This is a genomic window from Sphaerotilus sp. FB-3 (genome assembly GCF_023706025.1).
GTDB lineage: Bacteria > Pseudomonadota > Gammaproteobacteria > Burkholderiales > Burkholderiaceae_C > Sphaerotilus > Sphaerotilus sulfidivorans.
Genome location: NZ_BQWE01000040.1, coordinates 20,030 through 42,351 on the forward strand (window position 1 = coordinate 20,030; position 22,322 = coordinate 42,351).

24 protein-coding genes and 1 other RNA gene are annotated in these 22,322 nt (G+C 69.3%); 21 read left to right on the forward strand and 4 right to left on the reverse strand.

Annotation, left to right across the window (positions count from 1 at the left end; all coding sequences use genetic code 11):
- Positions 1-13: 13 nt before the first annotated feature.
- On the reverse strand, positions 14-598 hold the full coding sequence (locus NFT33_RS14855; protein WP_149502693.1) for a DUF2059 domain-containing protein: 585 nt from the start codon (positions 596-598) through the stop codon (positions 14-16).
- Positions 598-3,282, reverse strand: coding sequence for a DNA gyrase subunit A (gene gyrA, locus NFT33_RS14860; RefSeq protein WP_251676495.1), 2,685 nt, complete (start codon positions 3,280-3,282; stop codon positions 598-600). Before gyrA ends, NFT33_RS14855 begins: the two co-directional genes overlap by 1 nt.
- Positions 3,283-3,544: 262 nt before the next feature.
- Here gyrA and ompA point away from each other — a divergent pair, with 262 nt between their 5' ends.
- From ompA to NFT33_RS14885, 5 genes are all read left to right on the forward strand, one after another.
- Complete coding sequence (gene ompA / locus NFT33_RS14865; protein WP_251676497.1) at positions 3,545-4,219, forward strand: outer membrane protein OmpA; 675 nt, start codon at positions 3,545-3,547, stop codon at positions 4,217-4,219.
- 80 nt (positions 4,220-4,299) lie between these two features.
- Positions 4,300-5,007, forward strand: coding sequence for a bifunctional 2-polyprenyl-6-hydroxyphenol methylase/3-demethylubiquinol 3-O-methyltransferase UbiG (ubiG, locus tag NFT33_RS14870; RefSeq protein ID WP_149505146.1), 708 nt, complete (start codon positions 4,300-4,302; stop codon positions 5,005-5,007).
- A 26-nt stretch (positions 5,008-5,033) separates the two neighbouring features.
- Positions 5,034-5,678 (forward strand): HAD family hydrolase, encoded by a 645-nt coding sequence (locus NFT33_RS14875; RefSeq protein WP_251676500.1) that lies wholly within the window; start codon positions 5,034-5,036, stop codon positions 5,676-5,678.
- A gap of 27 nt (positions 5,679-5,705) precedes the next feature.
- Positions 5,706-6,077, forward strand: a transfer-messenger RNA (tmRNA) gene (gene ssrA / locus NFT33_RS14880).
- Between the two features lie 185 nt (positions 6,078-6,262).
- On the forward strand, positions 6,263-7,570 hold the full coding sequence (locus tag NFT33_RS14885; protein ID WP_251676541.1) for a tyrosine-type recombinase/integrase: 1,308 nt from the start codon (positions 6,263-6,265) through the stop codon (positions 7,568-7,570).
- Between the two features lie 718 nt (positions 7,571-8,288).
- On the opposite strand, the gene NFT33_RS14890 is transcribed toward NFT33_RS14885, so the two are convergent.
- The gene (locus NFT33_RS14890) at positions 8,289-8,429 is read right to left on the reverse strand and encodes a hypothetical protein (RefSeq protein ID WP_251676502.1); all 141 of its coding nucleotides are present in this window, start codon (positions 8,427-8,429) and stop codon (positions 8,289-8,291) included.
- Entirely contained in the window at positions 8,417-10,204 is a 1,788-nt protein-coding gene (locus tag NFT33_RS14895; RefSeq protein WP_251676504.1) for a hypothetical protein, read from the reverse strand. The genes NFT33_RS14890 and NFT33_RS14895 overlap by 13 nt, the downstream gene beginning before the upstream one ends.
- Before the next feature lie 19 nt (positions 10,205-10,223).
- Here NFT33_RS14895 and NFT33_RS14900 point away from each other — a divergent pair, with 19 nt between their 5' ends.
- The 16 genes from NFT33_RS14900 to NFT33_RS14975 all read left to right on the forward strand — a co-directional run bounded on the left by NFT33_RS14900 (position 10,224) and on the right by NFT33_RS14975 (position 21,967).
- Positions 10,224-10,427: a hypothetical protein gene (locus tag NFT33_RS14900; RefSeq protein WP_251676506.1), complete on the forward strand. Its 204-nt coding sequence runs from the start codon at positions 10,224-10,226 to the stop codon at positions 10,425-10,427.
- A 337-nt stretch (positions 10,428-10,764) separates the two neighbouring features.
- Positions 10,765-11,175, forward strand: a complete 411-nt coding sequence (locus NFT33_RS14905) for a hypothetical protein (protein WP_251676508.1) — start codon at positions 10,765-10,767, stop codon at positions 11,173-11,175.
- Between the two features lie 35 nt (positions 11,176-11,210).
- The gene (locus NFT33_RS14910; protein WP_251676510.1) at positions 11,211-12,230 is read left to right on the forward strand and encodes a hypothetical protein; all 1,020 of its coding nucleotides are present in this window, start codon (positions 11,211-11,213) and stop codon (positions 12,228-12,230) included.
- Positions 12,193-12,780, forward strand: a complete 588-nt coding sequence (locus tag NFT33_RS14915; RefSeq protein WP_251676512.1) for a hypothetical protein — start codon at positions 12,193-12,195, stop codon at positions 12,778-12,780. The genes NFT33_RS14910 and NFT33_RS14915 overlap by 38 nt, the downstream gene beginning before the upstream one ends.
- Positions 12,781-12,785: 5 nt before the next feature.
- On the forward strand, positions 12,786-13,148 hold the full coding sequence (locus NFT33_RS14920; RefSeq protein WP_251676514.1) for a hypothetical protein: 363 nt from the start codon (positions 12,786-12,788) through the stop codon (positions 13,146-13,148).
- 314 nt (positions 13,149-13,462) lie between these two features.
- On the forward strand, positions 13,463-13,699 hold the full coding sequence (locus NFT33_RS14925) for a hypothetical protein (protein WP_251676516.1): 237 nt from the start codon (positions 13,463-13,465) through the stop codon (positions 13,697-13,699).
- 2 nt (positions 13,700-13,701) lie between these two features.
- Positions 13,702-14,100, forward strand: a complete 399-nt coding sequence (locus NFT33_RS14930) for a hypothetical protein (RefSeq protein WP_251676518.1) — start codon at positions 13,702-13,704, stop codon at positions 14,098-14,100.
- Positions 14,097-14,390, forward strand: coding sequence for a hypothetical protein (locus NFT33_RS14935; protein WP_251676521.1), 294 nt, complete (start codon positions 14,097-14,099; stop codon positions 14,388-14,390). The genes NFT33_RS14930 and NFT33_RS14935 overlap by 4 nt, the downstream gene beginning before the upstream one ends.
- Complete coding sequence (locus tag NFT33_RS14940) at positions 14,387-14,629, forward strand: hypothetical protein (RefSeq protein WP_251676522.1); 243 nt, start codon at positions 14,387-14,389, stop codon at positions 14,627-14,629. The genes NFT33_RS14935 and NFT33_RS14940 overlap by 4 nt, the downstream gene beginning before the upstream one ends.
- The gene (locus NFT33_RS14945) at positions 14,626-15,312 is read left to right on the forward strand and encodes a hypothetical protein (protein WP_251676524.1); all 687 of its coding nucleotides are present in this window, start codon (positions 14,626-14,628) and stop codon (positions 15,310-15,312) included. Before NFT33_RS14940 ends, NFT33_RS14945 begins: the two co-directional genes overlap by 4 nt.
- Positions 15,309-15,584: a hypothetical protein gene (locus tag NFT33_RS14950; RefSeq protein ID WP_251676527.1), complete on the forward strand. Its 276-nt coding sequence runs from the start codon at positions 15,309-15,311 to the stop codon at positions 15,582-15,584. Before NFT33_RS14945 ends, NFT33_RS14950 begins: the two co-directional genes overlap by 4 nt.
- Positions 15,585-15,743: 159 nt before the next feature.
- Positions 15,744-16,472 carry a hypothetical protein gene (locus NFT33_RS14955; protein WP_251676529.1) on the forward strand — a complete coding sequence of 243 codons (729 nt, stop codon included), beginning with the start codon at positions 15,744-15,746 and terminating at the stop codon, positions 16,470-16,472.
- A 99-nt stretch (positions 16,473-16,571) separates the two neighbouring features.
- Entirely contained in the window at positions 16,572-16,847 is a 276-nt protein-coding gene (locus NFT33_RS14960) for a helix-turn-helix transcriptional regulator (RefSeq protein ID WP_251676531.1), read from the forward strand.
- A gap of 169 nt (positions 16,848-17,016) precedes the next feature.
- Positions 17,017-20,172, forward strand: coding sequence for a DUF927 domain-containing protein (locus NFT33_RS14965; protein WP_251676533.1), 3,156 nt, complete (start codon positions 17,017-17,019; stop codon positions 20,170-20,172).
- Positions 20,169-20,699, forward strand: a complete 531-nt coding sequence (locus tag NFT33_RS14970; RefSeq protein ID WP_251676535.1) for a hypothetical protein — start codon at positions 20,169-20,171, stop codon at positions 20,697-20,699. The genes NFT33_RS14965 and NFT33_RS14970 overlap by 4 nt, the downstream gene beginning before the upstream one ends.
- 11 nt (positions 20,700-20,710) lie before the next feature.
- Complete coding sequence (locus NFT33_RS14975) at positions 20,711-21,967, forward strand: BRO family protein (RefSeq protein ID WP_251676537.1); 1,257 nt, start codon at positions 20,711-20,713, stop codon at positions 21,965-21,967.
- Positions 21,968-22,322: the final 355 nt, after the last annotated feature.

Consider the following 22,322-nt stretch of genomic DNA (forward strand, 5'->3'; position numbering starts at 1 on the left):
GTCTTCAGGAGAGTCACTTCTTCGCCGGCGCCGAGGCCGGCGGCTGCACGCCCAGGCGGGTGCTGATGCTGCGGTCGAGCGCCTGCAGCTTGGGCTCGACGGCCGCGCGGGTGTCGGCCACCAGCTTCTCGGACATGCCCTTCTGGATGTCGGGCGTCATCTGCTGGTAGCGGCGCACCACCGGCGACTCCAGCCAGGCGACCAGCTGCTTGAGCTCGTCTTCGGTGAAGCGCTCGTCGAGCAGCGCGCCCATCACGCCCGGCGCGGCCTTCTGCGCACGCTCGCGCACGATCGGCGTGGCCTCCTCGACATACTTGCGCACGTCGGCCTGGATCTCCTTGGCCAGCGCCTCGCGCTTTTCCGGCGCGACGCGGGTCTGCAGGATCATGCCGGCCTGCTGCATCAGCGCCATCGCCGGCTGCTCGACCAGGCTGCGGGCGATGCCGTCGATGCCGCCCTGCTGCAGCGAGATGACCTTGGCGATCAGCTCCTTCTTGGCCGGGCTCGGCTCGGCGGCCTGCGCCGGCAGCGCCGCCAGCAGCACCAGCGTCGCGGCAGGAATCAGCGCCAGGCGACGCAGAGTGGACAGGCAAGTCATCAGGCAGTCTCCCCGGCGCTGGCGCCGGTGTCGGTGGGGGAATCGGTGGCAGCCTCGGCAGCCAGATCGGCGGCCGGATCGACGCCAGGCTCGGCGGACTCGTTCGCGTCGTTCTCGACGATGCGCTGCAGGCCCGAGAGCCGGGTGCCCTCGTCCAGCGCGATCAGCGTGACGCCCTGGGTGGCGCGGCCCATCTCGCGGATCTCGGACACCCGGGTGCGCACCAGCACGCCGCGGTCGGTGATCAGCATGATCTCGTCCTCGGCGCGCACCAGCGTGGCGGCGACCACCCGGCCGTTGCGCTCGGACTGCTGGATGGCGATCATGCCCTTGGTGCCCCGGCCGTGGCGGGTGTGCTCGGTGATGCTGGTGCGCTTGCCGTAGCCGTTCTCGGTGGCGGTCAGCACGCTCTGCGACTCGTCCTCGGCCACCAGCATCGCGATGACGTTCTGGCCCTCTTCGAGCGACATGCCGCGCACGCCGCGGGCGTTGCGGCCCATCGGGCGCACGTCGCCCTCGTGGAAGCGCACCGCCTTGCCGCCGTCGGAGAACAGCATCACGTCATGCTCGCCGTCGGTCAGCGCCGCGCCGATCAGGTGGTCGCCCTCGTCCAGGTCGACCGCGATGATGCCGGCCTTGCGCGGGTTGCTGAACTCGTCGAGCGCCGTCTTCTTCACCGTGCCCAGCGCGGTCGACATGAAGATGTAGTGGTCGGCGGGGAAGCTGCGGAACTCGCCGGTCAGCGGCAGCACCACGGTGATCTTCTCGCCCGGCTGCAGCGGGAACATGTTGACGATCGGCTTGCCGCGGCTGGCGCGTCCGCCCTGCGGCACCTCCCAGACCTTCAGCCAGTAGACGCGGCCGCGGTCGCTGAAGCACAGCATCCAGTCGTGCGTGTTGGCGATGAAGAGCTGGTCGACCCAGTCGTCTTCCTTGGTCTGCGTGGCCTGCTTGCCGCGGCCGCCGCGCTTCTGCGCGCGGTACTCGGCCAGCGGCTGGCTCTTGATGTAGCCGCCGTGGCTGAGCGTGACCACCATGTCGGTCGGGGTGATCAGGTCCTCGGTGCCCAGCTCCTGCACGTTGTGCTCGATGGTCGAGCGGCGCGCGCCCAGCTTCGTCTGGCCGAACTCGGCGCGCAGCGCGCCCAGCTCGTCGACGATGATCGCGGTGACCCGCTCGGGACGCGCGAGGATGTCGAGCAGGTCGGCGATGGTCGCCATGATGTCGCGGTACTCGCCGACGATCTTGTCCTGCTCCAGGCCGGTCAGGCGCTGCAGGCGCATCTGCAGGATCTCGCCGGCCTGGTCGTCGGACAGGCGGTAGAGGCCGTCGGCCTGCAGGCCGTACTGCGCCGGCAGCCCCTCGGGGCGGAAGGCCTCGCGGCCGCCCAGCGCGGCGCTGCCCGCGCGCTCGAGCATCTCGCGCACCAGCGCCGAGTCCCAGCCCTGCTCCATCAGCGCGGCACGCGCCATCGGCGGCGTGGGCGAGGTCTTGATGATGCGGATGAACTCGTCGATGTTGGCCAGCGCCACCGCCAGGCCCTCGAGCACATGGCCACGCTCGCGCGCCTTGCGCAGCTCGTACACCGTGCGGCGCGTCACCACCTCGCGGCGGTGCTCCAGGAAGATCTCCAGCAGCAGCTTCAGGTTGCACAGGCGCGGCTGACCGTCGATCAGCGCGACCATGTTCATGCCGAAGCTGTCCTGCAGCTGCGTCTGCTTGTAGAGGTTGTTGAGCACGACCTCCGGGACTTCGCCGCGCTTGAGCTCGATGACGACGCGCATGCCGGACTTGTCCGACTCGTCCTGGATGTGGCTGATGCCCTCGATCTTCTTCTCGTGGACGAGCTCGGCGATGCGCTCGAGCAGCGTCTTCTTGTTCACCTGATACGGGATTTCGTCGACGATGATCGCCTGGCGCGCGCCGCGGTCGATGTCCTCGAAATGCACCCGCGCGCGCATGACAACGCGCCCGCGACCGGTGCGGTAGCCCTCGCGCACGCCGGCCACGCCATAGATGATGCCGGCGGTGGGGAAGTCCGGCGCCGGGATGATCTCCATCAGCTCGTCGATGGTGGCGTCGGGCTGGCGCAGCAGGTGCAGACAGGCGTCGACCACCTCGTTGAGGTTGTGCGGCGGGATGTTGGTGGCCATGCCCACCGCGATGCCGGCCGAGCCGTTGACCAGCAGATTGGGCAGCCGGGTCGGCAGCACCAGCGGCTCGCGCTCGCTGCCGTCGTAGTTCGGGCCGAAGTCGACGGTCTCCTTGTCGATGTCGGCCAGCATCTCGTGCGCGACCTTGCCCAGGCGGATCTCGGTGTAGCGCATCGCCGCGGCGTTGTCGCCGTCGATCGAGCCGAAGTTGCCCTGGCCGTCGACCAGCATGTGGCGCAGCGAGAAGTCCTGCGCCATGCGCACGATGGTGTCGTAGACCGCGATGTCGCCGTGCGGATGGTATTTGCCGATCACGTCGCCGACGATGCGCGCGCTCTTCTTGTAGGGGCGGTTCCAGTCGTTGTTGAGCTCGTGCATCGCGTAGAGCACGCGCCGGTGCACCGGCTTCAGACCGTCGCGTGCATCCGGCAGCGCCCGCCCGACGATCACGCTCATCGCGTAGTCGAGGTAGGAGCGGCGCATTTCCTCTTCGAGGCTGACGGGCAGGGTTTCTTTGGCGAATTGAGTCATGCGGTCGGGCCGTTGCACAGCGGGGACGCCCACAAAAGCACTGCAGCGCCGGGGCATCGAACCCGCCATTCTACGATCCGCGCAATGTCGTCATCGCGCAACAGCCCTGTCCCGGGGCGTCTTCCTGTGGCACAGGGCGGCAAACCGCATATGGCACAATGAATTTGTCGGTCCCTGGTGCCGCGCTCTCATCGGCAAGCTTGGGCCGCCGTCTTTTCTGCATCTTGCAGCCCGATCTGCGGCTTTTCTCGAGAGGAGAACCATGAACAAACTCAACAAGGTTGCACTGCTGTTCGCGTCGGCCGCTCTCGCCGCCTGTGCGACCGGTGGCTCGACCTCCGGTGCCGTCGACAACTGGCGCGCTGCCGATGGCACCGTGCTGAAGAACGGCACGAACGAACTGTGCTGGCGTGATGCCAACTGGACGCCGCAGACCGGCGTGCAGGGCTGCGACGGCGTTCCGGCTCCGAAGCCTGCTCCGGCACCGGCTCCGGCCCCCGCTCCGGCTCCGGCCCCCGCCGTCGTTCCGCCGGCTCCGGCTCCGATGCCCGCTCCGGTCCCCGTCCCGGTCGCTCCGGTCAGCGAGAAGGTCACCTTCGCCGCCGACGCGTTCTTCGACTTCGACAAGGCTGTCCTGAAGAAGGACGCCGGCGCCAAGCTCGACGATCTGGTCAGCAAGGTCAAGGGCGTGAACCTGGAAGTCATCATCGCCGTCGGCCACACCGACAGCCGTGGCTCCGACGCCTACAACCAGAAGCTGTCGCAGCGTCGCGCCGAAGCCGTCAAGAAGTACCTGGTCGGCAAGGGCATCGAAGCCAACCGCGTCTACACCGAAGGCAAGGGCGAGAAGCAGCCCGTCGCCGACAACAAGACCGACGAAGGCCGCGCGAAGAACCGCCGCGTGGAAATCGAGGTCGTCGGTACCCGCACCAAGTAAGCAGCTCGCTGCTCGCTCCGAGAACCCCGCCCCGGCGGGGTTTTTTCTTGCCTGTCCGATTTCGCTACCATCGCCGGATGATGCAGAACGCCGACCCCAAGGAGCTCGCCAAGTTCAGCGAGCTGGCCCACAAGTGGTGGGACCCGGAGAGCGAGTTTCGCCCGCTCCACCAGATCAACCCGCTGCGGCTCGAGTGGATCGAGCAGTGCGCAGGCTCGCTCGACGGCCGTCAGGTCGTCGATGTGGGCTGCGGTGGCGGCATCCTCAGCGAGGCGATGGCCCGACGCGGTGCGCAGGTGCTGGGCGTCGATCTGGCTGAACGCTCGCTGAAGGTCGCGCAGCTGCACGCGATGGAGGCCGGCCTGCAGAACGTGCAGTACCGCGAAGTCGCCGCCGAGGCGCTGGCCGCCGAGATGCCGGGCCGCTTCGATGTGGTGACCTGCATGGAGATGATCGAGCATGTGCCCGATCCCGGCGCGATCGTCGAGGCCTGCGCGAAGCTGGTGCGCCCGGGCGGCTGGGTCTTCCTGTCGACGCTGAACCGCAACCCGAAGTCCTTCCTGTTCGCGATCGTCGGCGCCGAGTATGTGCTGAACCTGCTGCCGCGCGGCACCCACGAATACGCCAAGTTCATCCGGCCGAGCGAGCTGGCCTCCTGGTGCCGCCACTGCGGCCTGGACCTGCAGCACACCCGCGGTCTGGAATACAACCCGCTGACCCGCCGCTACTGGCTCAGCGGCGACACCAGCGTCAACTACATGATCGCCTGCCGCAAGGAAGCACAGTGAGCCGCGATCGTCCTGTCCATGCGGTCTTGTTCGATCTTGACGGCACCCTGGTCGACAGTGCACTGGATCTCGGCGGCGCAGGCAACGATCTGCGCGAGCGCCGCGGCCTGCCGCCGCTGCCGCTGGAGGTCTTCCGGCCGCTGACCGGCACCGGCGCCCGCGGCATGCTGCGGGTGGCGCTGGGCACCACGCCGGAGGATGCGGATTTCGAGGCGCTGAAGGACGAGTATCTGGCGATCTACGCCACGCGCCTGACCCGGCTGACACGGGTGTTCGACGCGATGGCGCCGGTGCTCGACGCGCTGGACGCCGCCGCCCTGCCCTGGGGCATCGTCACCAACAAGCACAGCCGCTTCGCCGAGCCGGTCGTCGCCGGCACCGGTCTGGCCACGCGCAGCCGGGTGCTGGTCTGCGGCGACACCACCGCACGCGCCAAGCCCTTTCCCGATCCGCTGCTGGAGGCCGCGCGCCGTCTGGCGGTCGATCCGGCGCACTGCCTCTATGTCGGCGACGATCTGCGCGACATCCAGGCCGGCCGGGCCGCGGGCATGGGCACGGTCGCCGCCGCCTGGGGCTATCTGGGCGACGGCGAGCCGATCGAGGCCTGGGGCGCAGACCATCTCGCACGCACGCCCGCCGGACTGCTCGAGGTGCTGCGGCCCGGCCGCTGAGCAGATGATGCTAAGATGACGGGTTCAGGGGCCGACCTGGTTTCGACGTGGGTGCGGAATCGGAGCAGGGCATGCCGAGCACCAGTTCGCTCGTAAAACCACTGGAAACAAAGTAACTGCGAACGACGAACGTTTCGCCCTCGCCGCTTAACACCGGTGAGCCTCTCAACGGTTGGCCGATGGGCCGGGCCTGAGATCGCAAGGTCAAGGGCTGAGAGGTCATTCACATTGGCTGGGTCTGAGCCGGGTCACACGGTTCAGGTCGAGATCTCGTGACTGGCGTGTCCAAGAGGGTGTTCCTGCCCGCCTGGCGCGCGAGACTCAAATCAGAGAACTACGCATGTAGAACTGCCTGAGGATGGCTTGCGGACGGGGGTTCAATTCCCCCCGGCTCCACCATTCAAAGTTCCGCGACGACTTTCAAGCGTTCGCGGAAGTACAGAAAAGCCCTAGAGAATCAACGCTCTAGGGCTTTTTCTTTGTCCGCATGGCTTCGGGTCAGTTCGTTTCCTTCCGTGTTCCTATGGGAAGAACTGGAGGAAGAACTACAGAATAGGGTTCTCTCCCCTGAAAAGTTCTTCCTCATGGCACGACACCTGATCCCCTCAGACAAGACCATCAAGGCACTGAAGCCCGGCGCGACCGATGACGACGGGGCACCCGTCAAGCGGCTGAACGATGGGGACGGGCTGTTCCTCATGCTGTGGGTGAAGGGTGGTGCGCACGGATGGCGCTTTCAGTACACATTGAACGGACGCAGGAACATCCTGAGTCTGGGCACCTATCCAGATACCGGCCTGGCGCTGGCCCGTCGCCGGGCTGACGAGGCGCGGGCGCTGGTGGCGGCGGGAATCGACCCGAGCGAGAAGCGCAAGGCAGAGAAGGCTGAACACGACCGCCAGCGCGAGCAGCGCCAGAGAGAAGCAGCGGGCTTGCCACCTGTGGGGAGTTTCGAGGCCGTGGCCCGCGAGTGGCTGGCAGATGTCCACGCCCACAAGGTCAGCCCGGGCCATGCCGAGCGGACCCGCATCCGCCTGGAGCAGCACGCGTTCCCGTGGCTTGGACGGCTGGCGCTGGCCGACGTGACGGCACCGAAGCTGCTGGAATGCCTGCGGCGAGTGGAGAAGCGCGGGACGGTCGAGACGGCGCACCGGGTGAAGCAGGCATGCGGGCAGGTGTTCCGGTACGGCATCGCCACGGGGCACTGTGAGCGTGACCCGTCAGGGGATCTGCGGGACGCGCTGCGCCCTGTTGTCGTTGCGCACCATGCGGCACTGACCGAGCCGAAGCGCGTTGGCGAGCTGCTGCGGGCCGTGGACAGCTACCCCGGACAGCCGACGACCCGGGCCGCCCTGCTGCTGTGCGCCCTCACCTTCCAGCGACCGGGCGAGGTACGGGGCGCCGAGTGGGCAGAGTTTGACCTGGACGCGGGAACCTGGCTGATCCCCGGGCACCGGATGAAACGCAGCGTGCAAGGCAAGGCAACGGGGCCGGCGCACCTGGTCCCCCTGTCTCGGCAGGCCGTGGCTGTGCTGCGCGAGCTGCAGCCGCTGACGGGTGGCCGGGTGTTGGTGTTCCCGGGCCTGCGCTCACCGAAGCGACCCATCAGCGACGTGACCCTAGGCGCGGCGCTGGCCCGGCTCGGGTTCGGCAATGACGAGATGACGGCGCACGGGTTCCGGGCAATGGCCCGCACGATGCTGGCCGAACGGCTGGGTGTGGCTGAACCCGTCATAGAGGCACAACTGGCCCATGCCGTGCCCGATGCGCTGGGGCGCGCGTACAACCGAACCGAGTTCGCGGAACAGCGCCGGCAGATGATGCAGGCATGGGCCGACTACCTGGACACGCTGCGGCGAGGTGCCGCGGTGATCCCGTTCCGGGCCGCCTGATCGGGCCGCCCTTCCTCCTGGTGCTGGCCTGGCTGTCGTGCGCCGACGGTCCGACCTGCTGCCCTCTGTGCACACCACCAGCCCGGCCCCGTGCCGGGCTTCGTCCATCTGGACAGGACAGCGGGGGCAGTGCTGGGCGTGTCGTGTGGGCAGGGTCTGGGCAGGCTGATCGGCCTGTGGGCGTGTGCTGCTGGCCGCCGGGGAAGGCGGCGGCGGGACTGTCTGCGCGCGGCATCTGGCCGTTCTGAGAAGGTGCGCCAAGGACAGAGACCGGGCGAATTTGCCGGCGAACTGCGGGCGGCAGTGGGGACAGAGCAGCCCGACAGGGCCGGGTGCCGCCGACTTCTCCAATGAAATCAACAACATAGAGCAGGATCGGGGGCCTGAAGCGGCAGCGGGAACAGACTGGCCACAAAGGGGGATAGAGGCGGGAACAGACTGGCCACAGGCGGGAACAAGAGAAAGAGGAGAAGACAGGACACCTTCTCTCTTCTCTTCCTCCCCCCCCTATAGGTTCTTCCGACGCCCCGAGGCGTGCGGGTAATTCGGCCCCCGCCCTCGCGCCAGTGGCTGCGCTGGCTGGAAAGTACGTTGCGCCCGTGATCGGTGACGACGCAAGGGGCGCAAGAGGGAAGGCGGCTGCGGCGCTGCTGTTGCAAGGCGTCGCGACCTGGTGCGGACTCTCCCGGGCGACTGCTGCGCGCATGAGCTGACGACATCACCACCCCGGAGCCCGCGCCAGTGCGCCCGGCCTCGAGGGGTGGCCGCTGCCGGCCGGGCTGCTGCAGGTCGGCGCCGAGCTGGTCGAGGTCGAGGGCGTGCCGGTCGGTGCCGCGGCGCTGCCGGTCAGCCTGGCCACGCCACACCAGTGCGCCAGACCTCGAGGCGCTGCCGCTGCTGGCCGGGCCGCCGCTGGCGAGCGCCGAGCCGGTCGAGGTCGAGTGCCTGCCTTCTGGCGCTGAAGGCCGGTGCCGCGGCGCTGCCGGTCAGCCTGGCCACGCCACACCAGTGCGCCAGACCTCGAGGTGCTGCCGCTGCTGGCCGGGCCGCCGCTGGCGAGCGCCGAGCCGGTCGAGGTCGAGTGCCTGCCTTCTGGCGCTGAAGGCCAGTGCCGCGGCGCTGCCGGTCAGCCTGGCCACGCCACACCAGTGCGCCAGACCTCGAGGTGCTGCCGCTGCTGGCCGGGCCGCCGCTGGCGAGCGCCGAGCCGGTCGAGGTCGAGTGCCTGCCTTCTGGCGCTGGTGGCCGGCGCCGCGGCGCTGCCGGTCGGCCTGGCCACGCCACACCAGTGCGCCAGACCTCGAGGTGCTGCCGCCGCTGGCCGGGCTGCTGCTGGCCGGTGCCGAGCTGGTCGAGGTCGAAGGTGTGCCGGTCGATGCCGCGGCGCTGCCGGTCAGCCTGGCCGCGCCACACCAGCGCGCCAGACCTCGAGGTGCTGCCGCTGCTGGCCGGGCTGCCGCTGGCGAGCGCCGAGCCGGTCGAGGTCGAGTGCCTGCCTTCTGGCGCTGAAGGCCGGTGCCGCGGCGCTGCCGGTCGGCCTGGCCACGCCACACCAGTGCGCCAGACCTCGAGGCGCTGCCGCTGCTGGCCGGGCTGCCGCTGGCGAGCGCCGAGCCGGTCGAGGTCGAGTGCCTGCCTTCTGGCGCTGAAGGCCGGTGCCGCGGCGCTGCCGGTCGGCCTGGACACGCCACACCAGTGCGCCAGACCTCGAGGCGCTGCCGCTGCTGGCCGGGCCGCCGCTGGCGAGCGCCGAGCCAGTCGAGGTCGAGTGCCTACCTTCTGGCGCTGAAGGCCGGTGCCGCGGCGCTGCCGGTCAGCCTGGCCGCGCCACACCAGCGCGCCAGACCTTGAGGCGCTGCCGCTGCTGGCCGGGCCGCCGCTGGCGAGCGCCGAGCCGGTCGAGGTCGAGTGCCTGCCTTCTGGCGCTGGTGGCCGGCGCCGCGGCGCTGCCGGTCGGCCTGGACACGCCACACCAGTGCGCCAGACCTCGAGGTGCTGCCGCCGCTGGCCGGGCTGCTGCTGGCCGGTGCCGAGCTGGTCGAGGTCGAAGGTGTGCCGGTCGGTGCCGCGGCGCTGCCGGTCAGCCTGGCCACGCCACACCAGTGCGCCAGACCTCGAGGTGCTGCCGCCGCTGGCCGGGCTGCTGCTGGCCGGTGCCGAGCTGGTCGAGGTCGAAGGTGTGCCAGCCGGTGCCACGGCGCTGCCGGTCAGCCTGGCCGCGCCACACCAGTGCGCCAGACCTCGAGGCGCTGCCGCTGCTGGCCGGGCCGCCGCTGGCGAGCGCCGAGCCAGTCGAGGTCGAGTGCCTACCTTCTGGCGCTGAAGGCCGGTGCCGCGGCGCTGCCGGTCAGCCTGGCCGCGCCACACCAGCGCGCCAGACCTCGAGGTGCTGCCGCTGCTGGCCGGGCCGCCGCTGGCGAGCGCCGAGCCGGTCGAGGTCGAGTGCCTGCCTTCTGGCGCTGGTGGCCGGCGCCGCGGCGCTGCCGGTCGGCCTGGACACGCCACACCAGTGCGCCAGACCTCGAGGTGCTGCCGCCGCTGGCCGGGCTGCTGCTGGCCGGTGCCGAGCTGGTCGAGGTCGAAGGTGTGCCGGTCGGTGCCGCGGCGCTGCCGGTCAGCCTGGCCACGCCACACCAGTGCGCCATACCTCGAGGTGCTGCCGCCGCTGGCCGGGCTGCTGCTGGCCGGTGCCGAGCTGGTCGAGGTCGAAGGTGTGCCGGCCGGTGCCGCGGCGCTGCCGGTCAGCCTGGCCGCGCCACACCAGTGCGCCAGACCTCGAGGCGCTGCCGCTGCTGGTCGGGCCGCCGCTGGCGAGCGCCGAGCCGGTCGAGGTCGAGTGCCTGCCTTCTGGCGCTGAAGGCCGGTGCCGCGGCGCTGCCGGTCAGCCTGGCCGCGCCACACCAGTGCGCCAGACCTCGAGGTGCTGCCGCTGCAGCCCGGCCGGCGCCCCCAAACATCCTGCCCTGTTGCCGCCCCGATGTTTGTGGTGACCTCTTGGCGGGCTGCTTGGAGAATTGCACTCACTTTCCGGCCGTTTGCCAAATCTCCAACTTGAACCATCATGTGTTCATCATGCAAATTTCATTCACCAACAGTCTTCATCTTCGTCTAACGCATAGCGTTAGATTGGGATGCCGCAAGAGGGCGCTGAGCGTGGTTCGGGCAGCGGCCCGCCCCTGACCAGAGGATGAATCATGAAGGACATGAACGCCGCTCACGCTGCCGCCAATGCGGCCCGGTCCGCCCGCATCCGAGCGCCTGGCGCGCTGGTCGGCTTGGCCGGTGAAGCCCTCTATGCCGCCGCGCTGCAGCAGCGCACCGGCCGGCGGGCCGTCGAAGCTGACGCCCCGATGTGCTGGAAGCTGTGGCGCTTGGCACTGGATACCGTCCGGGCTCGGCCCGATCGGTTCACGCATCGCTTGACCTTCGAGCGCCTGCGCCTGCTCACCGATGCCGCACTTGATGAGCGCGGGTCTGTCTGCGCCGTGCATGTCTACCTTGAGGGCCGCGGCACCCTCGTTCTTTCTGGCGATGCCGTCGGCCCGGTATTCCGTGGCCCGATCAGCGCAGCGCCTTTGCCCGACGACGGCCGCGCCGCGGCGTGACCGTTGCCCCTCCTTCTCTTCACCGAGGAATTCCCGTGACCCTGCTTGCCTCCATCCGTGGCGCGATCTTCCCGAAAAGCGCCGACATCGAAACCGAATCCGATGATGAAACCTTGGGCGCGCTCATGTCCGTCTATCACGATGACGACCTGTGCAGCCCCCGGCATGATCCGTCCCGACGCGATGCCGAGGGCCGCGCACTGGCACAGGTGGCCCGCCTGCTGCACGGCGAATCTTTTGCGCTCATCCAGCGTGCGCGGCGCCTGCGTGCAGCCGCCCGGAATGACCCTGACGCGCTGGGCGCCATCACCGAGGCGCAAGGCAAAGAGCTTGCCCAGCGCATGAAGGCAGCGCGGGCCGAACTGCAGGCAGCCGAAGGGGCAGCGTTGCGCCACGCTGCCGAGCAACAGCCGCGCCTGTCGGCGGTGGAAGCCAAGCTGAAAGCCTCGCAAGACCTGGCCGCCAGCCTGTCGACGCAGGCGGACGACCTCGAGAAGTCGGCGGCCGAACGCTTCGCACAGGCCGTCCTGAGCGGCACGGATGGTGATCTGAAGCGCGGCGACGATCGTGCGGCGGTTGCACGGCTTCGCGCCGAGGCGGATGCCGAGCGGAGCGACGCCGCAGCCCTGGCGGGCGCACTGGCTGAGCTGCGCGCCGCTTTCGAGCGCCGGCAAGCCGAGCTTGCCGCGGCGGCAGACCACGCCCGCAAGAGCGTCGCCGAGGTCGAGCGGTCGGCGCAGGAACTGGCGTGGGATCAGGCGGCATCCGCACTGCTGCAGGCCGGATGGCGTGGCGACCTGCCGCACTCTCACGACCTGGCGCGCTTGGTGCTGCCGGTCTTCGATCCGGCCCGCGTCTTCGGCGGAGATCAGGCCGGCCCTGATCGGTGCATCAACGCCGGAGACCTGCCGCGCCTGGCTGAGATGGTGGAAGGTGGCGTGAGCTGGGCGAGCTGGCGCAACGATGCCGCCGCGCTGCTGGCGAAGGTAGACGCGCACCGCGCTGAAGTCGCGCGCCATGTGGGCGAACGCCGAGCCGCGCGCCCTTCGGCTTGATCGGGCGCCGGGTGGTCAGATGCTCATGTCCATCAAGGAGTACGCCGCGCACCGCGGCGTATCAGAAGGGGCCGTGCGTCGTGCGATCCGTGAGCGGCGAATCTCGCTCATCGAGGGCGGGATTCATCCTGATGCAGCGGACGCCGAATGGACGCGCAACACCCGGCCCAAGCGAGCGACGGGCAAGGCTGCCGCGGCCCGTGCATCGGCCATTGCCGAGGGCACCGCGGCGCCGACATCTTCAGGGGATGAGCTGTACCGCATCCGCCTGGAGCGTGAGCGCACAGAAGCGCGCATCAAGGCCATTGACCTGGCGGAGCGGGAAGGCGCCCTGATCGAAGCCGAGCCCGTGCGGCGGGCGGTCGAAACGATCATGACCGAGGTTCGCGACGCTCTGTCGTGCATGGGCCGCCGCGCGGCTGGCCGTTGCATCGGACTGAGCAGCCCTCGCGAAGTGCAAGCCGTCCTTGATGAAGAACACCGCGCAGTTCTGCAGCGCATGGTGCAGCGGTTCACGCAGCTTGCAGCAGCGCCAGACAAGGGGGATTGACCCACATGGAAGACCACGACCACGAAGACCACGGCGTCGACAGCGTCGACAGCGTCGACAGGCTGGTTCACGGCTGGATATGGCACCGGCAAGCCGCCCTTGCCGTCGAGGCTGCGACCGGCCAGATATGCACCGCGACCGAGCTGCGCCGCATCTTCGGCGCCGCTGCGGTCGACACCTGGGTGTCTGACCCGGCCCGAATCGCCTTCAGCGCCGAGCCGGATTCACTGCGCCGTGCCTACCTGGCGCAGCGGCGCACGCAGGGGCATCGCCTGGAAGGACTGCGGCAGACCCTGGCCGAACAGGCGGCCGACCGTATAGGTCGACAGATCCGAGACCAAGCCAACACCGCGGAGCACCGACAGTGAACAAGTCGACAATATCGAGCGCAGGCGATCTGTGCGCCCTTGATCGTTCGCGCTTGTTCGCTTACGATGGCTTCACCGCTGAAAGGCGGACCGGGCTTGGTCGCTCGGCAGTTCGGCGCAGTAGCCGCGCCCGTCGCGGCTTTTTCACGTCTGTATGGCGTGAGACTGCGTGCATGGTTCCGTCTATGGCGGGCCGTGTTGGGAGGGGGAGACCCCTGCCGGTCCGAACCCGGTCGACCAACCCGGCACGGTCTGCCACCCTCTCTTGGTCGGGGGGGTTGCAGGTTGCACACCTGTCTGTTCGGAGCCTTCACATGGCTGACACCCTCATCGCGCCCGCATCGGGCCGCCTGATCCTGCGCCTTCCTGCGCAGCCCCTTCCCCGTCCTGCTGTTCCTGTCGCCGAGTACGCCCGGGCTTTCGCCCTGCGCATCGCTCGCCAGCGTGCCGAGCGCAACGCCGCGCGCCGCGCCCAGCGTCGCGCCGAGCTGCGCGCCAAGGCTGCCGAGCTGGTGGCCGCCGACCGCCTGGCCGCCTGCGGGAGGGCCTGAGCATGCACACCGACAACATCACCAGCCCTGCGCCGGCTGGCCTGTTCCTGCACGCTATGGTGCAGACCTTCAAGACGGATGCCGCCCTCGTGGCGACCATCGGCAAGGCCGCTCGCATGAGCCCAAAACAGCGGGCCGACCTGGCTGCCGACCTGGCCGCCATGCGTCGAGACGGTCGAAAGGTTGCACACCTGCAAGGGCTGGCCCTGGCTGTCGCGGGTGCCGGAACTGTGGTGACGGTCTTCGACGATGGCCGCGCCGGCATCGGCCCGATTCTGTCGGATGAGCCCGCCGACCTGCAGACCATCAAGGCCCGGGCCGCCGAGGATGGCGCCGACCTGCCGGCCGGCTTCGTGGTGATCGTGTTCCCGGCTGGTGTCGCGGCGGGGAGTCTGCAATGAGCGCCGACCGCCTGACACCATCGCCGGACGACACCGCACCGGCCGGCACCCTGGCCGCCCTGGCGCTGCTTCTGGAAGACCTGCGCACCGACGCCGACGCACTGCGCGAGCTGCTGGCCGGCGCCGAGCCGACCGCAGTGCATGCCGTCGCGAGCGATGCCCTGGCGCTGATGTCGTGGCGCCTGGCCTTCGGGCAAGGCATCGCCACCGACGCAGCCGACACCACCAGCGCAGCCGCACGCCAGTTCATCGGCGCCGCCGTCCTTCAGCGTGTCGGGGGTGCAGCATGAGCCGCAAGAAGACCCACGCGCCGGAGCTGCTGGCGATCCTGGCCGCCGCTGAGAAGCTGTCGACCGTCTACACCACCAACGGCCCGGCGTCGCACCTGATGGGCGACGTCGAGGCAGAAGCCGTGCCGTTCTCCCACGCTGCCAGCGACCGCGCCATCAAGGCGATGTGGCTTGATCTGGTCGACGCCCTGCACGATGCGCGCATTGCCGGCATCAAGGCGGAAGGGGGTGCAGCATGAGCGCCGTCACATTCAACCTGGACAACCTGACCGGCGCCGATGCCGTGCCGCTGTTCTGCCAGTACCCGCGCGAGTACCGGCCGCAGCCGGCGCACGTCGAGATGGACCAGCACGGCGAGGTGTCGGCCGGCTACAACCCGGACCCGAGCCGGTACAGCACCTCTTCCAAGGTCGCTGATGGGCTGTCGCTGCGCTGGAGCGTGGAGCCATGCGCCAAGCCCGGCCGGCTGGCCGACCTGCTGCGCGAGCACGCCGAGCTGTTCCAGCGTGTCCACGATGGGCGCGAAGCCGGGAACTACTCCGGCCGGCTGTCTGACGAGGCACGGGCCGCGAGCGATGACCTGGAACGCATGCTGCGCGACTTCGGCGCCGACCCGGACAACCTGGTTGCCGTCTGGACTGCTGACGAATGGCTGTTCTCGTCCAACAGCCTGCGGGCGGTCTGGAGCGGGCGACCGCTGGCCGATGCGCTGGCCGCCCTGGAGGACGAAGCGCGCATGCTCGCCGATGACAACCACGTCACGGGCGACATGGAAGGGGCGCTGCTGTCTCGTGCCCTGCGCGAGTTCGATGCCGAGGGGGACGACTGCCTAGACCCCCACCACGTCGCCGCGCTGCTGGCCGCTGGCCGCATCACCGCCGAGGATGCGAGCGCCTGGGCGAAAGCGAAGGGGGCCGCATGAGCACCGCTCACACTCCCGGCCCGTGGCGTTGTGACGGGCGCGACATCCTGACCGCCGACGGCCAGTGCATCGCATCAATCTTCAGTGGGCCATGCGCCACGCTGGAAGAGGCCGATGCAAATGGCCGGCTGGTCGCCGCAGCGCCTGAGCTGCTGCGCTGCGCTGAGATGGCGCTTGAAGAGCTGGAAGAGGCCGCGCGGTCGAACCCGCTTGCCGTTGTCGCATCCCGCTTCCTGCGGGCCGCCATCGAGGCCGCCAAGCTGCCGCCGTAACCCTCGCCACGTCGCGGCGCTGCTGGCTGCGGGCCGGATCACGCATGAGGAAGCACAGGCCCGTGCATCGGCTGGCAGTGAGTAGGTTTTCGGGGGATTTCCCCGAATCAAAAAAATTGGGGCGGCACCGGTGCCGTGCCGCCCCTCGTCACCACGACGATGAAGACCATGAGCGAGATTCTAGGTGAAGACCGCCCCCCGTGGCGGATTACTGTCCGGAGAACTGCCGAGCGGGTCGGCGCCGATTCGCCTGCACCGGAGATCAGTCCCACCCGAGTGGAAGCCCTGCGCACGGCTCGAGAACTGGAGGGCCTGCCGGAAGAGGTCGACGGCGAATTGTTGGCACTCGCTCGCGAGCTGGCTTCATTCCGGGCGGAGCAACTCGAAAAGCTGCCGACGCCTCGCGATCTGGAAGAACAAGCGCGGCAGATTCGCATATCCGCCCTTCACCTTCATGCCCTGTTGGCGAACTCTGATACCGGGGTGTTTCTTGGCATTGATGCCGAATTGGTCGGGCTGATCGGCTTGGATGATGATGAGCAGATCGGCCGGCGCATGTCCGTGGCGGCCGATCTGCTGGCCGCACTGGCGGAGGCCGCAGCGCAAGAGGCAGAGAAACGCGGGCGTGTGCCATCGTCCCGCCCTCCAGTCACACCGCGCTTGGCTGGCTTCATCGCCGGTCTTGCTCACCTTCTCATGCCTTACGGCGTGATCGCGGCAGAGGGGGGGCGCTTCGGTCGCCTCTGTGCTGCGGTCTTCTCTGCGGGTTATCCGGGCGGGAGTCCTGTCGGGGCGCTGCGCTACTTCGTCAAGGAATGGCGAGACGACTACGCGAGGCGTGGCCTGGTGCTGGCCCCCAAAGATCCCCCCTCGCCTGACCCCGGATGATTGTCTTGAAGCCAATCGGCCTTTCTTCAAGAATCCCTTGCACCAAACCCAAATCAGCACGACAAACGAACCATGACGACTCATTCAACCACTAGCGCCATGAGCATGCACACCCAGAGCAACGAAGCCGAAACCGCCCCGCAGTGGCTGCGACTCCCGCAGGTCATTGAACGGGTGGGGATGGGCAAGACCTGGATTTACGACCGGATGAGCGATGCGGTCGACCCCTTCCCCGCAGCCATCAAGCTTTCCCGACGTTGTGCGGTCTGGGATCAGCGGGCAGTCATCGCATGGATGAACCGGAAAACGAACGGCGGTTCTGTGCCTTCGGCAGATTCCGGCAAATCCCGGCAGGTCGGCGCGGCAGCCGACTGAAGGCCGATTCCCTTTCTCGCGCCGGTCGGGGTATCTCTTAGCCCCCTCGCGCCGGACCGGCGAAACCCTCCAGAAAATCCCCGATGAAACTGAAGACCTTTTCCCGGTCTGCCGCCGGTGTGCCCGGCCGGCTGGCCCCTGGTGCCCGATCTGAGTGCGGGGGGCGGCCGTGACCCTGCGCCATCACCACGAAATCACGCCCGACCTGGTTGAACAGGCCCTGTCCTTCATCCCGCCCGACATCGGACACGATGAACGGGTCAGGGTCGCCTTCGCGGTCTTCGATGGGCTGGGCACGAGCGGCGGCGATGCCTGGAAGGCGTGGGCAGGCCGGCGCCAGAACCCGAGCGATGCGGAAGACGCCGCGACCTGGCGCAGCGCCTGCAAGGGCGGCCCGGTCAAGGTGTCCACCCTGTTTCACATCGCCAAGCAGCACGGCTTCCGGTTCCCGCGTGCCGAGCGGGACGGGCAGCCGCAGCGGGCCGGCCGGCCGGCGCCGAGCCCTGACGAGATCGCGGCGCAGCGTGCCGAGCGCGAGCGCCTGGAAGCCGAGGAAGCGGCGGCGCTGCTGGCCGAACACGAGGAAGCGGCCCGGCGCTGCGCCGAGCTGTGGGAGAAGGCCAGCGAGACACCCGCAGCCGAGGGCGTGCCCTACCTGCAGCGCAAGGGCGTGCAGGGGCTGGGCCTGCGCTACCTGCGCGACGGCACGGCGCTGGTGCCCATGCGGGACGCTGCCGGCAAGCTGTGGAGCCTTCAGCGCCTTCTGCCGGCCGACCTGGTGGACAAGGACACGGGCGAGGTGATCGGCTGCAAGCTCTACGGGCCGCCCCCACGCAAGGGTGGGCGCGACAAGGTGCGATCCCGCAAGACCGGCTTGTTCCACCTGGTCGGACTGCAGGCCGATGCCGACCCCCTGGCCGTGTCCCTGGTGCTGGTCTGCGAGGGCTACGCGACCGGCGCCAGCCTGCACCAAGCGCACGGGCACCCGGTGGCCGTGGCCTTCGATGGCGGCAACCTGCGGCACGTCGCGGCGGCGCTGCGTGAGCGGTTCCCTGCGGCGCGGCTGCTGGTCTGCGGCGATGACGACAAGCCGACCGAGGCACGCGGCAAGGGCAACCCGGGGCGCAAGGCTGCAGCGGCTGCAGCACGGGCCGCCCGTGCGGCTGGCGCCCTGGCCCGTGTCGTCTTCCCCGAGGGCCTGCCGGATGGCGGGTCCGACTTCAACGACCTGCACCAGTCGGCCGGCCTGGCTGCGGTGGTCGATCAGGTCGGCGCGGCGGTCGCCGAGCTGCTGCAGGCCGATGCCGCCGAGCTGGCCGACACCCCCGACGATGCGCCGGCCGATGCCTCGCCCCCCTGGAGCGATGACCCGGCCCCGAACAGCGACGATCAGCGACCCGAGCCCCCGCCCGAGGATGAAGCCGACGGCAAGGCCAACAAGTCAGCCAAGCCCGCCAAGCCTCGCGGCAAGTCCCGCCCGCGCAGCGGAGGGGGGCGCGGCGAATCCGCCGGCGAAGTCAGCCCCGAGGATCGGCGCTTCAGGCTTGATGACGATGGTGTGTGGCACACGCCACGCGATGCAGAAGGCGGACTGAAGGCCCCGGTTTGGCTGTCGGCACCCTTGCATGTGACGGCGGTGAGCCGGGCCGCCGATGGGAACGGCTGGGGTGCGCTGGTCGAGTTCACCGACCGCGACGGCCGGCCGAAGTCCTGGGCGATCCCGTCGGCGCTGCTGGCGAGCGATGGCGCCGAATGGTTCGCCCGGCTGCGTGACATGGGCTTACGCACCAGCGTGACCCGCGGCGCGCGGTCGCTGCTGGCGGAGTTCATCGACACCCGCAATCCGTCGGAGCGCATCACCAGCACCGATCGCACCGGCTGGCATGACGGCGTGTTCGTGACGCCGAGTGCCAGCATCGGGCCAACCGGGGCGGGCCGGCAGTTCGTTTTCCAGTCCGAAAGCAGCGTGGAAGATACCCTGTCCACGTCGGGCGACTTCGACACCTGGCGCGATGCCGTGGCGCGGCGCTGCGTGGGCAACAGCCGTCTTTCCTTCGTGCTGTCCTGCGCCTTCGCGGCCCCCCTGGCGCATGTGCTGGGCGTGCCTACGGGCGGGTTTCACCTGCAAGGTGATTCGAGCTTGGGCAAGACGACCGCCCTACTTGTCGCGGCGAGCGTGTGGGGGTCGCACAAGTACAAGCGCCAATGGCGACAGACCGATAACGCCCTGGAGTCGGTCGCGGCGCAACACTGCGACTTGCCATTGATCCTTGACGAGATCGGGCAGGCTGACGGGCGCATCGTCGGGGAGTGCGTCTACATGCTCGGCAACGAGATGGAGAAGGGCCGCGCCACGCGGGGCGGCATGGCCCGGCGTGTGCGCACCTGGCGCCTGCTGTTCCTGAGCAGCGGGGAACGCAGCCTGTCCGACTACATGCGCGAGGCCGGCCGCAAGGTGCAGGAAGGGCAGGAAGTGCGCATGCCGTCGATCGTCGCGGATGCTGGCGCTGGGCTCGGCATGCTGGAAGCCCTGCACGACCTGCCGAGCGGGCGCGACTTCTCCGACACCCTGCAGCGGGTCACGGCATCGCACCACGGGCACGCGGGCCGGCGCTGGCTGCAGCACCTGGCCGACCGGATGGACAGCCTGGAAGGCGAAGCCGGCGAGCTGGTCGGCCAGTTCGAGGCCGCAGCCGTCCCGCAGTACGCGCACCCGCAGGTGTGGCGGGTGGCCCGGCGCTTCGCCCTGGCCGCTGCTGCCGGCGAGATGGCGACCCGCGCCGGCCTGACCGGCTGGCCCGAGGGCGAAGCGATGGCCGGGGCGCGGCGCTGCTTCGAGGCTTGGCTATCGAATCGCGGTCACACCGGCAGCGGTGAGAAGGTCGCGGCGCTGCTGCAGGTCCGCGCCTTCCTGGAGAAGAACGGGGATGCGCTGTTCACTTGGTGGCACCGCGCAGCGGATGACCATCGGCCGAATACGACCCTTCGGGTCGGTTTCAAGCGATGGGTGAACGCTCAAGGCGAGCCCGTCAAACGCACATCGGCTGACGACTACTGCGACGCCCGCGCGCCGGATGGCGCGCGCAGCATGGATGACGATTCGCTGTGTCTCGAGTACCTGATTCTTCCCGAGCAGTTCCGGGGCGAGGTCTGCAAGGGGCTGCGGCCCGACTTCGTGGCGCAGGTGCTGAAGGATGCGGGATGCCTGAACCATGAAAAGGGCCGGTTGCACAGGAAACATCGGATACCGGGCATGGGGGTTACTCGGGTATTCCACATCCTGCCGGCCATCTTCTCTGTTGACGTGGAAGGGCTGGAAGCATGACCGAGACATTCACGCCACCTGCCGAGCTGGCGCCCGCGGCGGATGCCGCTGAGGCGGTGCTGATCTGGGCAGAGGATGCCGCCCGCCGACTTCTGGGGCGAGAACGACCGACCAGCGCGCCCGAACTGCTGCAGCGCGTGGCGCTGGGGGATGCGGCGCTGCGGTTCACCCTGTCGGGTCCGGTCGATCGGTGCGCGCTGCTGCTGCAGGTGGTCGAGGCCGGCCACGACGGCGACCGCTGCAGGTCGGTGCCTGTGCCCGATGACCTGGCCGCCGAGCTGCCACCCGTCTTCCTGGCGCTGCTGCGCGTGGTCGGCGTGGCCCGTGCGGGCGGGCGGCGGCCGGCCGGGCGCCTGGTCGCCTTGTCGCAGTCGGTCGAGGCCGAAAGCGGGGCGATCGTGTTCCGGATTGACCTGCGCGGCGCACTCGCCTGCATGGCCGCGACGGGGCCTGACGGAACCATGTTGATGCGGGCGGCATGCCTGCGAGAAGGGCCGGGCACGGATGCGCGGCCGTCCATTCACTGAAGGGAACCACCATGAAAGAAACCAAGACCATGAACGCCCGCCCGCTGTCTGTCGTGGGCGTGGACATCGCGCAGGACGACCACGGGCGCTACAGCCTGAACGATCTGCACCGGGCGGCGATGGCTGCCGGCAGTGCCACGGAGTCGCATAAACCGGGCAACTTCATGCAGTCCGCCGGGGTGCAAGCCTTCCTTGATGCCCTGGAGGCGTCGGATCTAACTGCTGGAATTCCAGCAATTAAAACCGAGCCCGGCCGCTACGGCGGCACCTACGGCGCCCGCCTGGTGGTCCTTCGCTATGCGGCATGGATCGCGCCGGCCTTCGAGGTGCAGGTGTCCGGTGCACTGCTTCCGGCCGTCCCGGCGTCATCTGCCGACCAGCCCAGCCACGCCGACACCGGCACGCCGCGGCCGACCCGTCGCGCCTCATCCTCTGCGCCGATGCTGTTCAACTTCGACGGGCTGCCTGTGCGGTCCCTTCGGATCAAGGGTGAACCGTGGTTCGTGGCTGCTGACCTGGCGGCGGTGCTCGAATACCGCAATGCACCGGACATGACGCGCAGCCTTGATGACGACGAAAAGGGTACGCAGATTGTGCGTACCCCTGGCGGAGATCAGGAGATGACCATCATCAGTGAATCCGGCTTGTATGCGGCGATCCTGAAGAGCCGCAAGCCCGAGGCGCGGCAGTTCCGGCGCTGGGTCACGGGCGAGGTTCTGCCGTCGATCCGCAAGACGGGCGGATACAAGATGGACGATCACGCCCGACGGGTGCGCGACGTGTTCAACGTGGCAGGCGAGGCAGTGAAGGCCCGAGGGCTGCGGGGGCCGGCCCGGGATGCGGCGGTTCGTTGCGTACTGGAAGAGATCGCGCCCGATCTGCTGCACCTGGTGCCGGATCGGCCGCCCCTGAAGGGCGCACCCGAAGGACCGAGCCCGGCCGATCTGGTGGCCGTCGTCCGGGACTGGCTGACCCAGCACGGGCCGGCGCTGCCTGATCTGCTGACGCTGCAGGCCGCAGCAGCAGCGACACCCGGGCAGCGCATGGCCGCGGCCGACTTCATGGACGAAGCCCGGGGCGAGTACGTCATAAGCCCGCATACGTTCTCTTCAGTCATCTGCAAGGGCTGGAACGCGGTTGCCGTGGCTGCGGCGCTGCGGGATGCCGGGCACCTTGTCCATGAGGCGGGCCGCCTGACGCGCAACCGGCGCTTCCCTGGCGGTAGCGTGGCGAGGTGCTACACGGTCCGGGCGGCGCTGCTGTCCTGACTCCCGGGGCTGCGGCCCCTTGCCTCCACCTGAGCCGGCCCCGTGCCGGCTTTCTGGTTTCTGGCCGGGCGGTGCGGCTGTTCGGCCTGGCTGCGCTGCCCAGTGCGCCCGACCTCGAGGCGCTGCCGCTACTGGCCGGGTCGGTGCCGGGCTGGTCGAGGTCGAGGGCCTGCCGGTCGGTGCCGCGGCGCTGCCGGTCAGCCTGGACATGCCGCACCAGTGCGCCGGACCTCGAGGTGCTGCCGCTGCTCGCCGGGCCGCCGCTGGCGAGCGCCGAGCCGGTCGAGGTCGAGTGCCTGCCTTCTGGCGCTGAAGGCCGGTGCCGCGGCGCTGCCGGTCGGCCTGGCCACGCCAG

Excerpts from the sequence above, each read along its gene's own strand:
- gyrA (WP_251676495.1), bottom strand. The coding sequence starts at position 3,282 with ATGACTCAATTCGCCAAAGAAACCCTGCCCGTCAGCCTCGAAGAGGAA.
- NFT33_RS14960 (WP_251676531.1), top strand. The coding sequence starts at position 16,572 with ATGAGCATGCACACCCAGAGCAACGAAGCCGAAACCGCCCCGCAGTGG.
- NFT33_RS14885 (WP_251676541.1), top strand. The coding sequence starts at position 6,263 with ATGGCACGACACCTGATCCCCTCAGACAAGACCATCAAGGCACTGAAG.
- NFT33_RS14925 (WP_251676516.1), top strand. The coding sequence starts at position 13,463 with ATGGCTGACACCCTCATCGCGCCCGCATCGGGCCGCCTGATCCTGCGC.
- NFT33_RS14935 (WP_251676521.1), top strand. The coding sequence starts at position 14,097 with ATGAGCGCCGACCGCCTGACACCATCGCCGGACGACACCGCACCGGCC.
- NFT33_RS14855 (WP_149502693.1), bottom strand. The coding sequence starts at position 598 with ATGACTTGCCTGTCCACTCTGCGTCGCCTGGCGCTGATTCCTGCCGCG.
- NFT33_RS14945 (WP_251676524.1), top strand. The coding sequence starts at position 14,626 with ATGAGCGCCGTCACATTCAACCTGGACAACCTGACCGGCGCCGATGCC.
- NFT33_RS14920 (WP_251676514.1), top strand. The coding sequence starts at position 12,786 with ATGGAAGACCACGACCACGAAGACCACGGCGTCGACAGCGTCGACAGC.
- NFT33_RS14930 (WP_251676518.1), top strand. The coding sequence starts at position 13,702 with ATGCACACCGACAACATCACCAGCCCTGCGCCGGCTGGCCTGTTCCTG.
- NFT33_RS14950 (WP_251676527.1), top strand. The coding sequence starts at position 15,309 with ATGAGCACCGCTCACACTCCCGGCCCGTGGCGTTGTGACGGGCGCGAC.
- NFT33_RS14975 (WP_251676537.1), top strand. The coding sequence starts at position 20,711 with ATGAAAGAAACCAAGACCATGAACGCCCGCCCGCTGTCTGTCGTGGGC.
- NFT33_RS14940 (WP_251676522.1), top strand. The coding sequence starts at position 14,387 with ATGAGCCGCAAGAAGACCCACGCGCCGGAGCTGCTGGCGATCCTGGCC.
- NFT33_RS14915 (WP_251676512.1), top strand. The coding sequence starts at position 12,193 with ATGTGGGCGAACGCCGAGCCGCGCGCCCTTCGGCTTGATCGGGCGCCG.
- NFT33_RS14955 (WP_251676529.1), top strand. The coding sequence starts at position 15,744 with ATGAAGACCATGAGCGAGATTCTAGGTGAAGACCGCCCCCCGTGGCGG.
- ubiG (WP_149505146.1), top strand. The coding sequence starts at position 4,300 with ATGCAGAACGCCGACCCCAAGGAGCTCGCCAAGTTCAGCGAGCTGGCC.
- ompA (WP_251676497.1), top strand. The coding sequence starts at position 3,545 with ATGAACAAACTCAACAAGGTTGCACTGCTGTTCGCGTCGGCCGCTCTC.
- NFT33_RS14970 (WP_251676535.1), top strand. The coding sequence starts at position 20,169 with ATGACCGAGACATTCACGCCACCTGCCGAGCTGGCGCCCGCGGCGGAT.
- NFT33_RS14905 (WP_251676508.1), top strand. The coding sequence starts at position 10,765 with ATGAAGGACATGAACGCCGCTCACGCTGCCGCCAATGCGGCCCGGTCC.